This window comes from uncultured Erythrobacter sp. (assembly GCF_947499705.1).
In the GTDB taxonomy this organism is placed as follows: domain Bacteria; phylum Pseudomonadota; class Alphaproteobacteria; order Sphingomonadales; family Sphingomonadaceae; genus Erythrobacter.
Genome location: NZ_CANMPJ010000002.1, coordinates 15448 through 28400 on the forward strand (window position 1 = coordinate 15448; position 12953 = coordinate 28400).

Here is a 12953-nt window from a genome sequence, read left to right on the forward strand (position 1 = left end):
CTTGCGTACGCTGCCTCAGGCGAACTGCTGCACCACTTCGCAAAACGCCTCGCCGTAAGTGTCGAGCTTCTTCGCGCCCACGCCTGATAGCTCGCCCATCGCTGCCAGAGTCGTCGGTTTCTGAGCCGCCATCGCGCGCAGGACGCTGTCGTGGAAGATGACATAGGCGGGGACGTTGTTCGCCTTGGCGAGTTCGGCGCGTTTGGCTCGCAGCGCGTCGAACAGCGGGTCGCCCACGGGGTTGGCTTGCGAGCCTCCCCTCCCGCCGCGCTGGCGGCGCTTCTTCTTCGGTGGTTCGGCGATTGTGACCTCACGTTCGCCCTTCAGCACTGGACGCGCCATTTCGCCCAGCGCCAGTCCGCCATGTTCGGTGGTGGTGAGCATTTCATGCGCCATCAGCGCGCGCATCACCGGTCGGAGCAACCGAGCGTCCTCTTCGCCGAGGATACCGAACACCGAAAGGCTGTCATGCCCGCGCTGGCGCACGCGATCATCGTCCCGGCCCAGCAGCACCTTCTCGATATGGCCGATGCCGAAACTCTGACCAGTGCGGTAGACTGCGCTGAGTAGCTTCTGCGCAATCTGCGTCACGTCGAGCACTTGCGGCGGGCTTTCGCAATTGTCGCAATTGCCGCAGGTTTCGGGCGGATTCTCGCCGAAATGCTTCAACAGGATCGCGCGGCGGCAGGTCGGGCTTTCGACCAGCGCAGCCAGCGCATTCAACCGCGCGCGTTCGCTTGCGAGCCGGTGTTCCTCGATATCGCCGAGCCATTGCCGCGCTTTGGAGAAATCATTCGCACTCCAGAACAGTTGCGCTTCTGACGGGTCGCCATCGCGGCCCGCACGGCCGGTTTCCTGATAATAGGCCTCGACCGATTTCGGCAGCCCGGCATGGACGACGAAACGAACGTCGGGCTTGTCGATGCCCATCCCGAATGCGATGGTCGCGACCATCACCATGTCTTCGGAGCGGACAAAGTCGGCTTGCGACTTCGCGCGAACCTCTGGCGGCAATCCGGCGTGATAGACCCCTACGGAGCGGCCCATATCGCCAATTCGCGCGGCGATGTCCTCGGCGCCCTTGCGGCTGGTCGCGTAGACGATCCCGGCTCCCGGATTTCGGCTGAGGAATTCGGTCAACTGCCGGCCGATATTGTCGCGCGGTGCGATGCCATAACGGATATTGGGCCGGTCGAACCCGGCGACGATCATCCCTTCGTCGGGAAGGCCCAATTGCCGGAGAATATCGACGCGGGTTGTCTGGTCGGCGGTTGCGGTCAATGCCAGGCGCGGGACATGCTCAAACCGGTCGAGAAGCGGACGCAACCCGCGATAGTCAGGGCGGAAATCGTGCCCCCATTCCGACACGCAATGCGCCTCGTCGATGGCGAAGAGGGCAATATCCGAAGCGCTCAGCAGCGCCTGAAAGCCTGAGGTCGTGGCCCGTTCAGGAGCGACATAGAGAAGATCGAGTTCCCCGCTGCGCATCCTGTCGGCAGTCGCGGCATTGTCTGCATCCGCCGATGTCATGGAAGCGGCGCTGATTCCCACTGCATTGGCCGCGCGAATCTGATCGTGCATCAGTGCGATCAGGGGAGAGACGACAATCGCGGTGCCTTGCCGCGCGAGCGCCGGGAGCTGGTAACAAAGCGACTTGCCCGCGCCGGTAGGCATCAATGCGAGCGTGTTTTCGCCGCGCATGACCCGGTCGATGACCGCTTCCTGCTGACCGCGAAAGCCCGCAAAGCCGAACGTCTCGCGCAGGATGTCGTGCAGGTCTGCACGGACGGCAATTGTCATGGGGTGGCGGGGTCCTGCCCAATTTTCGAATACGGCGGTGAATGACCGCTCGTACCGAACCGCCTGTTAGCCCGCCACTGCCTTCTTGGCGTTTTCCAGATCGACCACGTCGCCAGCATGCAGTTTTCCGCAGCATTCGGCGATCGTGCCATCGGTGCGCTTGCCGACATCGGCGCGGCGGACCATCCAGAGGTCTTCATGGCTCAGGATGCGGCCATCATGCGCCAGGATCGAAACCGGTCCGATCGGCAGGCGGTCTGCCTGATCCACTAGCACCGGATCTTCAGCCACAAACTCGGCACCATATTTCTGGCCCCATTGCCGCAGCGCAATCATCGCAGGGAGCAGATCGAAGCCTTTGTCGGTGAGTCGATATTCGATTTTGCGCCGGTCATCCTCGCACGGTTCGCGTTTCAGGATGCCGTGTTCGACCAGTTTCGCGAGTCTGTTCGACAGAATATTGCGAGCGATTCCGAGTTCGCTCAAAAATTCCTCGAAATGCTTGAGCCCGTTAAAGCTCGCCCGAAGAATCATGAATGACCAACGTTCACCCATGACTTCAAGAGCTTGCGGCAATCCGCACTCGATCAGTTCGCGTAGTGGTTCTCTTATATCGCCCATATCAGTCCTTTCCCCGCAACCTTTCTAACCTGTTTCGGCGCGAGGACCAAAAAAATTTCAGTTTCTAGTTGCAACCTGAAACCTAATCACATAGGTAGTGATTCGCAACTGGTTTCGAAAAGAAACTTAGAACTGCACAATACGAGTTACCGAAACTCCCCAGAAGGACCCTAGAAAGGACCAATGCGATGACCCTCTCCCTCCCCCGCACCGGCCGCTTCACCGTTTTCGCCATGGCGCTGGTTTACACCGGCCTGACCTTCGGCGCAGCGACTGCCCCTGTCGCCGCCGAAGCCAAGACCGGCCCGTACTACACCGCTACCCTCGCGGCTCCGGCTGACGAAAGCCGCGCCGTCGCAGGCGGCGTCGCATGGGCATGCAAGGGTGAAACCTGCGTTGCCAACAAAGGCACCTCGCGCCCAATGCGCATCTGCCGCGGCCTCGCCCGTGAGTTCGGCGAAGTGAAGAGCTTCGTCGCCAAGGGCAAAGAGCTCGAAGCGGACAAGCTGGCGAAGTGCAACGGCAACTGAGGCTTTAGGCCCCTTACGCCGACCAATACCGTGACCGCCCGATAACTCTCCACATCGGGCGGCCCTATCTACCCCCGGCGCAGCATCCCCAGGCTGCACCGGGGGTTTTTGTTTTGGGAGTGTTTGTTTTCCGCACGCCATCCGGCGTTCGAATTCCTCGGAGTGGTTGTTTTCGCCCTCAAGCGCCGGGCGGCGGACATCCGTCCGCCTTGGCTCTCCTCGCATAGGCTCGGGCGCGCAGTCGCGCTTGCGACGCCTGCGGCGGCGATCCAGCGCAACCTAGCTATCGTGACGCGGAGCTCGGTCGCGAAGCGACCGCAAGGGCAACCGCCCGCCCGCAGCGACGCGACCTTTAGGTCGCATGAGCGAGGAAATCGCGGCGCGGATGCGCTGCGGAAATCAAAGACTCACAAGAACCCTGCGCCCTTTAACTGCGCTTCCAGTGCCCCTGCACCCGTAAACAAATGCGCATCCCACCCGCGCGCTTTGGCGGCTGCGATGTTGTCGGGATTGTCATCGGTGAAGAACAGCGCCTCCCCCGGCCTGCCGCTGCGCTCTTCGACGATCTCGTAGATGCGCGCCTCAGGCTTTGCGACCTTCTCTGTCCCGGAGACGATGATATCCTCAAACAGGTCGAAGATCGGTTCGGTCGGGCGGAAAGTTGCCCAGAATTCGTGCCCAAAATTGGTCAGGCAGAACAACGGCACGCCGCTAGCATGCAGTCGGCGCACAATGTCATGAGAGCCCTCGACCGGACCGGGCACCGTTTCATTGAAGCGCGTCGCGTAGGCGTGGATATGCGTCTCGTAGTCCGGAAATTGAGCAATCCGCTCGGGCACCATCTCGGCGAGTGGGCAGCCCCGATCATGCTCAAAGTGCCATTCCTCAGTCACGACGTTGGCGAGGAACCAGTCGAGCTCGCCTTCGTCCTCTATCAGCTTCTCGAACAGCGCGCGCAGCTGCCAATGAAACAGCACCCGCCCGACATCGAACACAACCGCTTTTTGCAACTCGCACACTCCTGAAAAGCCATAGCCCCAAATGACTGCGGCCCGCGCTCCAGATGGAGGCGGGCCGCTGCAAGCGTCCGGCTAACCGGACGCAATCAACACGTCACTTAACCCTGGCGGGCTTTGAAACGACGGTTGGTCTTGTTGATGACATAGGTGCGACCACGGCGGCGAATGACGCGGCAATCGCGGTGGCGGTTCTTCAGCGACTTGAGGCTGTTGCGGATCTTCATCGAATGTCTCTCAAATAACAAAGCGCGCCGGAATCGGTCCGACGCGCGGAATTTCTGCCGGGCACATATGGTGGGAGCGCAGATTCGTCAACCATTTCCCCTGATCTCGGACAGCTTTCGCTCCCACGCGAGCGCATGGCCGATGATCGTGTCGAGATCGGCATGCTGCGGCTGCCAAGGCAGGGTTTCACGAATCCGCGATGGGTCGGAAATCAATGAAGCAGGATCGCCTGCACGCCGAGGCTCCATTTTCCGCTCGATCGTCATGTTGGTTACGCGATCAACGGCATCGAGCACTTCGAGGACGGAGAAGCCGCGCCCATAGCCGCAATTCATCGTAAGAGAGCGCTCGGGCTGCTCGATCAGCGCCTCCAGCGCGAGCACATGCGCCGCCGCCAGATCGCTGACATGGATGTAATCGCGCACCCCGGTGCCATCGGGCGTATCGTAATCGGTGCCGAACACGGCGACGCTGTCGCGCTTGCCCAATGCCGCCTCGACCGCAACTTTGATCAAATGGGTCGCCCCCGCCGTCGACTGGCCCGAGCGTGCGCGTGGATCGGCGCCGGCAACATTGAAATACCTGAGCGCGCAATAATTCATCGGATGCGCCGCGACCGTGTCGCCTAGCATCTGCTCGGTCATCAGTTTCGACCAGCCGTAGGGATTGATCGGACGCTGCGGCGTATCTTCGCGCACCGGCGAAACCTCGGGCACACCATAGGTTGCGGCAGTCGAGGAAAAGATGAAATGCGGCACGCCAGCTGTCACCGCCGCTTCAATCAGCGCGCGGCTCCTTGCCGTGTTGTTCGAGTAGTACTTGAGCGGGTTTTCGACGCTTTCAGGCACCACAATCGATCCGGCGAAATGCATGATCGCCCGTGTCCCTTGCTCTTCGAAAATGCGCGCGAGCAGCGCGGCATCTTCGATATCGCCTTCATACAGCGGCACGCCATCGGGCACCGCAAAACGAAAACCGGTGGTGAGATTGTCGATCACGGCCACAGGCCATCCCGCATCGACAAGGGCCAGCACAGCGTGGCTGCCGATATATCCGGCACCGCCGGTCACCAGTACGGAGGGTTTGCTATTCTCAGACATGGCGCGCCCCTAGCAGAGAAAAATCACGGATGAATTACGGAAATCGTATGCAATGCTCCATTTTGCACACTGCCGCCGGCTCTATATAGGTCGGGCACGAGAGGAACCTTCCATGCCGTACCCCCTACCCCGCTTACGCGTTGTCGCCGCTGCACTTACCGTGCTTGCTTTGCCTGCTTGCGCCGGAACGTATACCGGCCCGGTCGAAGTCACCCGGTTTCTGGCGGAAGATCCGGCGGGGCTTGGCTCGGGCACGATTGCGACTATTGTCGATCCCACCACTCCTGAAAACCTGCGCACCAGCCTCTACCGCGATGCCGTCGCGGCGCAGCTGGGAGAGCTTGGCTATCAGCCCGCTGGCGGCGATGCGACCGATCAGGTGGCCACGGTCCGGATCGAACGCAGCCAGATCGATGGCGCAGGCAGGCGCTCACCTGTGACCGTCGGTGGAAGCGCCGGGACCGGCTCTTTCGGTTCCGGCGTCGGTCTGGGCATCGGCATCAATCTGGGCGGCGGTGGTAACGGCCCGCGCGAAGTAACCCAGCTTTCGGTGCGCATTTCCTCCCGCTCCAGCGGCGCAACGCTGTGGGAAGGGCGGGCCGAATTGGCGACAAGCCTCGATTCCCCCTATGCGCCGGCCGCAGCCAATGCCAATGCGCTGGCCGCTGCCCTGTTCAAAGACTTTCCCGGCGGCAACGGCGAGACCGTAACCATCGCGGTCGATGAGCTTGAAGGAACCCAATGAACGACATTTCCATCGACGCTGCGTTCGACAGCGGTAATATAGAGGTTCTGGCTGTCGAAGGACGCACGGCGCGCCTGGCGATCCCCAAAGACCACATGAGCGAGTTTGCCCAGTGGTTTCACTTTCGGGTGACTTGTACGGCTGGCGAAGAGGTTACGCTCAAGCTGACCGGTCTTAAAAAAAGCGCCTATCCCGGTGGCTGGCCCAACTATGACGCCTGCGTCTCGGAAGATCGGGAATATTGGGCACGCGCGGCCAGTTCCTTCGACAAGGATGAAGCAGACGGCACGCTGACGATCCACTACACGCCTGCATCGAGCGTGGCCTATTTCGCCTATTTCGCGCCGTATTCGTTGGAGCGGCATCATGATCTCGTCGCCGAAGCCGCTGCGAGCGAAGGCGTCGATCTCGTCCGTCTTACAACCACGCTCGATGGCCAACCGCTCGACATGCTGGAGATGGGCGAAGGCGACAAGCAGGTATGGCTCTATGCGCGCCAGCACCCCGGCGAAACGCAGGCTGAATGGTGGATGGAAGGCGCGCTGGAGTGCCTGACCGATCCCTCGGACCCGGTTGCGCGTGCGCTGCGCAAGCATTGCCGCCTGCATATCGTGCCCAACTGCAACCCCGATGGATCGCGGCGCGGGCATTTGCGTACCAACGCGGTCGGCACCAACCTCAACCGCGAATGGGCCGAACCGTCAGCGGACAAATCACCCGAAGTGCTCGCCATTCGCGGTGCGATGGACCGGACGGGCGTCGACTTTGCGATGGATGTTCACGGCGATGAAGCAATCCCGGCGGTGTTCCTTGCCGGGTTCGAAGGCATACCCAGTTGGACCGACGAATTGGGCGAGCAATACTATCGCTACCAGCACATCCTCGATCGTCGCACACCCGATTTTCAGACCGAGTTGGGCTACCCCAAAACCCCGGCAGGACGCGCCAATCTCGGCATCAGCACCAATCAGGTCGCCGAACGCTTCGGCACCTGCGCGATGACGCTGGAGATGCCGTACAAGGATCTCGCCGACTTCCCCGAGCCCGAGCAAGGCTGGTCACCAGAGCGTTGCAAATTGCTGGCGCGCGATTGTCTTGCTGCGCTGGTGGAGTGGTTGGAGGATGCCGAATAGGACGCGCTGCCGGTAACGAGCTTTTACAAGTTCAGGCAGCCGGGTTCAGCTTTGCGACCGGAATTGTGCTATATTCCCTCTGCACAAATTGAGAGGGACACAAGCCATGAACCGGGACACATATCGCATCAATCGCCGCACCCTGATTGCAGGAGCCAGCGCGACCGGGTTGTTCGCATTGCTCCCTTCAGCAGCCAACGCGCAGGGACTGGGCAAGCTTGGCCTCTCCTCGATCCTCGGCAAGGCGACCGACAGCGCGCTCGACAAGTTGGCGAAGCCCGGCGCGTTTTACGATGACAAAGACGTTCGCATCGGGCTACCGATTGTCGGGAAGAGCAGTGGAGGATTGCTCGGCGGATTGCTGAATGCTGGCAATCGACTCGGCATCCTCGATGGCCTTACGCGCAACATCAACGACGCGGCGGGTGTGGCAGCGGGTGAAGCCAAGCCAATCTTCCGAGACGCGATCGACAACCTCTCCTTCAGCGACGCGCCGGGGATCATCCGCGAAGACGATGGCGGCACGCAGTATCTGCGTCAGTCATCGAACGATGCGCTGCATACGAAACTCGAACCGCTGGTTGATAGCGCGCTGGAGAAAGTCGGCGTCTATGAGCAATTCGACGGCCTCGCCGAGAAGCACAGCTTCATCCGTGCGGCCGGGCTGAACCGGGAAAGCATCAACCGGTCTGTCACCGATCAGGGGCTCGACGGCATCTTTTCTTATGTCGGCAGTGAAGAGCGCACATTCCGCAAGAACCCGCTCAAGAATCTCGGCGGCGCGTTAGGCGATATCCTCGGCAGCTAAGCGAGATGAGCTGGACCGAAAGCGTGCGGCAACAGCGTCGATAGCGCGACGCGGCGCACTTCATCGGAACCGACGCACAGTACCACCGGATCGGTGCCGCCGAGCTGTGCAAGCTCGTTGACCACCTGACGGCAGCGTCCGCATGGCGTGATCGGCGAACCATCGCCTTTGTCCTCGGGGCCAACCACCGCGACCGCTTGCAAACCGCCGCGGCGTCCTTCGCCTAGCGCCCGCGCAATCGCGACCGTTTCTGCGCACAGAGCGAGACCATAGCTGGAATTTTCGACATTGCTGCCGGTGATCACCGCGCCATCATCGAACAACAGCGCCGCGCCGACCTGATAGTCCGAATAAGGCGCGTAGGCGTGACCTGCTGCTTCGTGTGCAGCGGCAATCAGCTTCGCTTCGGTCTTCTCATCCAACGTCATCTCTGCACCACCACCCATTCGAGCGGCTCCTCAGCCGCCTCGCTCACCAATTGACTGTTGGCGCTCCATAGCAGCCAAGGGCGCGGCGCGTAATCGGGGCGTGCGCGGTCACGCGTCAGCCACAGGTCGCGTGCCAGGCTCCGCGCGGTGCGATGGCGCTGCTCGAACGCCTTGCCCAGCTTCAGCACCACCGGCTTCCCGGCGTGCATCTCGATCTGGTTGACCAATGTCAGCAGTTCGCTTTCGACCGCCGCATCGCTCACCGGTTCGGCGCATTGATCACCGGTCGCCTCAAGCGCGATGGCGGGAGGAAGCAGTTTCGCATTGCGCGGCACCATCCGGGTAAATCGCTTCGATTGCGGATCCGCCCGCAGACAAGGATCGAACAGCAGGACCACTCCCACTTCGAGCCCCGATTCCTTCGCCTGCGCAAACCGACTGGCGAAATCATCATCCAGCGCACGCGAGGCTGGTTGCAGGTCGAGATAGGCGAACTGCGCTCCGACGGCTTTGAGCGTCGTGAAATTGATCCCGTTCACCTCGCTCGGGATGACAGCGCCTTGCTCGGGATACAGTTCTTCGGAGGGGCGCCAGGTGCGCATGTCCCACCAGAACCAGGCCGCGAACGCGATGCCGACCAGCGCTAGCAATGCGATGCTGCGCCAAATCCAGCGGCGCAGCGTGCCGCCCTTTTTGCGGCTTGATCGTCTGCGCGCCATCTGTGCCTAGCCTTTGATGTGTAGCACGCAAATCAGCGTGAAGAGACGCCGCGCGGTGGCAAAATCGGTCTCGACCTTGCCTTCGAGCCGTTCCTGCAGCAGCTCGGCCGCATTGTTGTGAATGCCGCGCCGGGCCATGTCGATCGTCTCGATCTCCGACGGGGTCGCCTTGCGGATCGCCTGGTAATACGAATCGCAGATTGCAAAATACTCGCGGATCGGACGGCGGAAACGCGCCAGCCCAATCAGCAGCGTCTCAAGCAAATCCTCGTCGGTATCGCTGATATCCATTGCCAGCCGTCCGTCGCGCACTGCCAATTGTAAGCGATAGGGGCCATTCGCACCCCGCTCCGCGCTGCGCACCGGCTTGAACGTGTTTTCCTCGATCAGATCGTAAATCGCGACGCGCCGTTCCTGTTCGACATCGGCATTGCGCCACAGGATCGTCTCTTCATCGAGAGCGATGTGGGCAATGCGAAACGAGCTCGCGGAATCAGGCGGTATTTCGACCATGACATTCGCGCCTTCGCAGATGGCGGGGTTGCACTTCAAGCTCTTCCGACAACCATCCCCGCTATCCACAGCGTCCGCAAAAAAATTAACCTCCAAAAGCGGTTGCCTTAATCGGGTTTGTAAGAGCATCAGGCGCCCATGGCCGAACCTGAAAAGCTCCAACTCGTCGAAGGCGATTCGACGACCGCACGCAAATTGCCTTCGAATCTCGAAGCCGAGGCGGCGTTTCTGGGCGCGGTCCTGATCGACAATCGCGTGATCGAAGAGCTGCAAACGCCGATCCGGCCAGATCATTTCTTTGAGCCGCTGCATGATCGGATCTTTGAGCGGGTGCTCACGCTGATCGAGCGCAACGCGACCGCATCGCCGGTGACATTGCGCCCCTATTTCGAAGCCGATGAAGCGCTGAAGGAACTGGGCGGCACGAGCTACCTCGCGCAGCTCACGGCCAACGGCGCAGGCTTGCTCGCCCCGCGCGAACTGGCGCAGCAAATCTACGATCTGGCACTGCTGCGCGAACTCGTAAGCGTGGGGCGCGGGTTGGTCGAAGGGGCACTCGATACCTCGGAAGAAGTCGATCCGATGGACCGGATTTCTCAGGCCGAAGCCGACCTGTTCAAGGTTGCCGAAGGGGCCGCGACCGGCAGCGAGGCCGCCAGCTTCCGCGATGCGGCGCTGACCGCGATCAAGATGGCGGAAGCCGCGATGAATTCGGGCGGGGGCCTGTCGGGCAAGACGACCGGCCTCGACTCGATTGACCAGAAAACATCGGGCCTCCACGAATCCGACCTGATCATCCTCGCCGGACGTCCCGGTATGGGCAAGACCTCGCTCGCCACCAATATCGCGTTCAACTGCGCGGAAGCGCATCTCGAGTGGCAGCGCGATGGCGGCGAGTTCAACTATGGCGCTCCAGCAGCTTTCTTCAGCCTTGAAATGAGCGCGGACCAGCTCGCCACACGTATCCTCGCCGAGCAGGCCGAGATTAGTTCCGAGGCGCTGCGTAGCGGTAAGATGAGCCGGGATGACTTTCAGAAGCTCAGCTTTGCAAGCCAGCGGCTTGCCGAATTGCCGCTGTATATCGACGACACGCCGGCACTCACCATCGGCGCGCTTCGGACACGCGCGCGGCGTCTGAAACGACGGCACGATATCGGGCTGATCGTGGTCGACTATCTGCAATTGTTGCAGGGCTCTGGCCGCGCCAATGACAACCGCGTCAACGAAATCTCGGAGATCAGCCGTGGTCTGAAGACACTGGCCAAGGAACTCAGCGTCCCGGTCATAGCGCTCTCGCAGCTCAGCCGTGCAGTCGAGCAGCGTGAGGACAAGCGCCCGATGCTGTCCGACCTCAGAGAGTCCGGCTCGATCGAGCAGGACGCCGATATGGTCTGGTTCGTCTACCGCGACGACTATTACCTCGAGGCGATCAAGCCCGATTTCCCAACCGAAGCGAGCAGCGTCGAAGCGGTCGAAAAGTATCGCGCCTGGGAAGAGAAATACGAGGAACTGAAAAACAAGGCCTCGGTCAACATCGCCAAACAACGCCACGGCTCAACCGGCAACGTCCCGCTGCTGTTCCAGAGCGAGTTCACCAAGTTCACCTCGCCGAATATGAAAGACTATTCGGATTGGGGTTATGAGTAGAGCTCAGCCGTTGAGCGTTCGCGTAATCCGATAATCGGCCAATGCGATCAGGTGACTGATCGTCCAGCGAAACCGATTAAACAGAGTTGCGCGCTCGCCATACCACTCATCGGTTACGTGGATGCTCGCCGCTTCGAGATGATCAACGAATTCGCGAAGGCGCCTCGCCAAAGCCGCATCTTCGACCCGCACCATCAACTCAACATTGATCCTGATTGAGCGTCTGTCGAGATTGGCACTACCAAAATAGCAGACATCGTCGACGATCAGCAGCTTCATATGCAGCTTGCTCGGCTGGTACTCGTAAATGTCGGCGCCTGCACGCAGCAGCTTCTTATAGAGCAGCCGCGCGACGTCGATGGTGGCGTCTATATCCGATTTGCCAGCGGTGATGATCCGTGCCTCGCCCCGCCGTGCAATCCGCGCCATCAACCGCTGAAGGCTGCGCGGCGGCGAGAAATAGGCACTGACCGTGTCGAGCTTTCGCCCTTTGGTGAGGTCTTGCCTGAAGCGCCAGGCCCAATTGCCGCGGCGAACCAGAGGGCCGCCAACCAACAATTGCACCGGCCCATCACCCGCATCCCAGTTTTTCACCATGCGGCGCAGCAGGCGAAACTGAGACCCCTCGCCTTCCACCCAGGCACGCAGCAAAGCAAACCAGCGGACGAACCGATCGACAACTGGACCTTCGATCGCGACGCCGATGTCGCACCAGCCGTTGTTCTCGGGCGTATCGTAGTATTGGTCGGACACGTTCGCGCCGCCCGTCATCACTCGGGCCCCGTCGGCGATCACGAATTTCTGGTGGTTACGGATCAGGTATCGAACGTTCCAGCGCGGCGAAAAGACCGAGAAATGCCCGCCCGCTTCGACCAACGGGTCGAAGAAGTGATCGGGCGCGTCACTGCCGAAAGCATCTATGATCAGGTGGACTTCCACACCGCGCTTCACGGCCTCAATCAGCGCGTCCCTTACCCGTGTTCCCGCATGGTCGTGCTGGAACATGTAATAGAATACATAGACTGAACACTGCGCGCATTCGATGTGGTCGATCAGGGCCGCCAGACGATCCGAGCCGCGCGGATAAAACGTGAAGGCATGGCCCTGCGCCTCCAGCTGAAAGCTATCCGCATCCTGATAATCGCTTTGCGGCGTCGTGGCCGGGTCGGGGGCATTTCCCATATCCATAATCAGCCAATGCGCGACTGCGTGCGAAGTTGCAATTTCTTGACTCTGCGCCCCCTCGTGCCTAGGTGCAGCGCTCTTTCAGACAATTCAGATTCAAGAGGCCCACGATGGCACGCGTTACCGTTGAAGATTGCGTCGACAAGGTTCCCAACCGGTTCGACCTCGTATTGCTTGCCGCACAGCGTGCGCGTGAGATCTCCGGTGGCAGCGAACTGACGCTCGAACGCGACCGGGATAAGAACCCGGTTGTGGCTCTGCGTGAGATTGCGGAACAGACCATCAAGCCGAAGGAACTGAGCGAGTCGCTCGTAACCGGCCTGCAGAAGATTCTGCCGGACGATGAAGACGAAGCGGATGACATCGGTTCGCTGAGCCAGTCGGCCGAAGCGCTGCGCATCACCGCATCGGCGCCGACCCGTTCGACCTCGATCGGGGCCGACTACGAAGGCTGATTTTGCGGCGCAGGCCCAGCCGCCA

The 12953-nt window shown here is 60.9% G+C and carries 15 protein-coding genes; 6 read left to right on the plus strand and 9 right to left on the minus strand.

Annotated features, from left to right (window positions below):
- Window positions 1-15: 15 nt before the first annotated feature.
- On the minus strand, window positions 16-1800 hold the full coding sequence (recQ, locus tag Q0837_RS12840) for a DNA helicase RecQ (protein ID WP_298469992.1): 1785 nt from the start codon (window positions 1798-1800) through the stop codon (window positions 16-18).
- A 66-nt stretch (window positions 1801-1866) separates the two neighbouring features.
- Window positions 1867-2421, minus strand: a complete 555-nt coding sequence (locus Q0837_RS12845) for a helix-turn-helix domain-containing protein (protein WP_298469994.1) — start codon at window positions 2419-2421, stop codon at window positions 1867-1869.
- 188 nt (window positions 2422-2609) lie between these two features.
- Here Q0837_RS12845 and Q0837_RS12850 point away from each other — a divergent pair, with 188 nt between their 5' ends.
- Window positions 2610-2951, plus strand: coding sequence for a hypothetical protein (locus Q0837_RS12850; RefSeq protein WP_298469996.1), 342 nt, complete (start codon window positions 2610-2612; stop codon window positions 2949-2951).
- Between the two features lie 407 nt (window positions 2952-3358).
- Here the strand turns inward: Q0837_RS12850 and Q0837_RS12855 are convergent, their stop codons facing one another.
- The 3 genes from Q0837_RS12855 to galE form a co-directional block, all read right to left on the minus strand.
- Window positions 3359-3961 carry an HAD family phosphatase gene (locus Q0837_RS12855; protein WP_298469998.1) on the minus strand — a complete coding sequence of 201 codons (603 nt, stop codon included), beginning with the start codon at window positions 3959-3961 and terminating at the stop codon, window positions 3359-3361.
- Between the two features lie 107 nt (window positions 3962-4068).
- Window positions 4069-4194: a type B 50S ribosomal protein L36 gene (ykgO, locus tag Q0837_RS12860; protein ID WP_007165381.1), complete on the minus strand. Its 126-nt coding sequence runs from the start codon at window positions 4192-4194 to the stop codon at window positions 4069-4071.
- Between the two features lie 87 nt (window positions 4195-4281).
- A complete protein-coding gene (galE, locus tag Q0837_RS12865; RefSeq protein ID WP_298470000.1) occupies window positions 4282-5295 on the minus strand; it encodes a UDP-glucose 4-epimerase GalE in 1014 nt (337 codons plus the stop codon).
- A gap of 112 nt (window positions 5296-5407) precedes the next feature.
- Between galE and Q0837_RS12870 the strand changes: the two genes are divergently transcribed.
- The 3 genes from Q0837_RS12870 to Q0837_RS12880 all read left to right on the plus strand — a co-directional run bounded on the left by Q0837_RS12870 (window position 5408) and on the right by Q0837_RS12880 (window position 7981).
- Window positions 5408-6040 carry a DUF4136 domain-containing protein gene (locus tag Q0837_RS12870; protein ID WP_298470002.1) on the plus strand — a complete coding sequence of 211 codons (633 nt, stop codon included), beginning with the start codon at window positions 5408-5410 and terminating at the stop codon, window positions 6038-6040.
- Window positions 6037-7173, plus strand: a complete 1137-nt coding sequence (locus tag Q0837_RS12875; protein WP_298470004.1) for a M14-type cytosolic carboxypeptidase — start codon at window positions 6037-6039, stop codon at window positions 7171-7173. The genes Q0837_RS12870 and Q0837_RS12875 overlap by 4 nt, the downstream gene beginning before the upstream one ends.
- 106 nt (window positions 7174-7279) lie before the next feature.
- Complete coding sequence (locus tag Q0837_RS12880) at window positions 7280-7981, plus strand: DUF4197 domain-containing protein (protein WP_298470006.1); 702 nt, start codon at window positions 7280-7282, stop codon at window positions 7979-7981.
- Here Q0837_RS12880 and Q0837_RS12885 read toward each other — a convergent pair.
- Genes Q0837_RS12885 through Q0837_RS12895 form a run of 3 tightly spaced genes read right to left on the minus strand, consistent with a single transcriptional unit; the run spans window position 7978 to window position 9641 of the window.
- Entirely contained in the window at window positions 7978-8427 is a 450-nt protein-coding gene (locus tag Q0837_RS12885) for a cytidine deaminase (protein ID WP_298470008.1), read from the minus strand. The genes Q0837_RS12880 and Q0837_RS12885 overlap by 4 nt on opposite strands.
- The gene (locus Q0837_RS12890) at window positions 8406-9128 is read right to left on the minus strand and encodes a glycoside hydrolase family 25 protein (RefSeq protein ID WP_298470010.1); all 723 of its coding nucleotides are present in this window, start codon (window positions 9126-9128) and stop codon (window positions 8406-8408) included. Before Q0837_RS12890 ends, Q0837_RS12885 begins: the two co-directional genes overlap by 22 nt.
- A 6-nt stretch (window positions 9129-9134) precedes the next feature.
- A complete protein-coding gene (locus Q0837_RS12895; RefSeq protein ID WP_298470012.1) occupies window positions 9135-9641 on the minus strand; it encodes a UPF0262 family protein in 507 nt (168 codons plus the stop codon).
- 138 nt (window positions 9642-9779) lie between these two features.
- Between Q0837_RS12895 and Q0837_RS12900 the strand changes: the two genes are divergently transcribed.
- Window positions 9780-11288, plus strand: coding sequence for a replicative DNA helicase (locus tag Q0837_RS12900; protein ID WP_298470014.1), 1509 nt, complete (start codon window positions 9780-9782; stop codon window positions 11286-11288).
- Between the two features lie 3 nt (window positions 11289-11291).
- Here Q0837_RS12900 and Q0837_RS12905 read toward each other — a convergent pair whose 3' ends face one another.
- On the minus strand, window positions 11292-12476 hold the full coding sequence (locus Q0837_RS12905; protein WP_298470015.1) for a phosphatidylserine/phosphatidylglycerophosphate/cardiolipin synthase family protein: 1185 nt from the start codon (window positions 12474-12476) through the stop codon (window positions 11292-11294).
- Window positions 12477-12583: 107 nt separating this feature from the next.
- Here Q0837_RS12905 and rpoZ point away from each other — a divergent pair, with 107 nt between their 5' ends.
- Window positions 12584-12928 (plus strand): DNA-directed RNA polymerase subunit omega, encoded by a 345-nt coding sequence (rpoZ, locus tag Q0837_RS12910; RefSeq protein ID WP_298470016.1) that lies wholly within the window; start codon window positions 12584-12586, stop codon window positions 12926-12928.
- The last annotated feature ends 25 nt before the right edge of the window (window positions 12929-12953 follow it).